1 protein-coding gene is annotated in these 378 nt (G+C 64.3%); it reads right to left on the reverse strand.

Annotation, left to right across the window (positions count from 1 at the left end):
- A partial coding sequence (locus FLP08_RS17340) for an acyl-CoA thioesterase (RefSeq protein WP_279327005.1) occupies positions 1-183 on the reverse strand: 183 nt, incomplete at its 3' end.
- Between the last annotated feature and the right edge of the window lie 195 nt (positions 184-378).

Below are 378 nucleotides of genomic sequence, written 5' to 3' on the forward strand. Positions count from 1 at the left end.
CACCAGTTCGCCGACATGGATCGGCTCGCGGAAGATCACCTGATCCACCGACAGGGTCACCACGTAGCGTCCGGCGTAGCGCTTGGCGCAGGCAAAGGCCACTTCGTCGAGGAGCTTGAGCAGCGCGCCGCCGTGGACGTTGCCGGAGAAGTTCGCCTTGTCAGGGGTCATGAGCACGCTCATGGGCAGTTGGTAGCTGCCAGGTTCCATCGTTCACCTATCACGCAAGTTGGTCACGGGCCATTGCAGTGGGCCGGCGGCCGCTCTGCGGCGGCCTCTGGCGATAGGGTAGGGAGAAACGCCGGCGCGATTAGCACCGCAGTCGACAATGGTGTTTTCCGCGAAACGGGCTTGCGGCGCCGCTCCGTATGCGCCAAG

The organism is Christiangramia aestuarii (assembly GCF_009735585.1).
Classification (GTDB): Bacteria; Bacteroidota; Bacteroidia; order Flavobacteriales; family Flavobacteriaceae; genus Christiangramia; species Christiangramia aestuarii.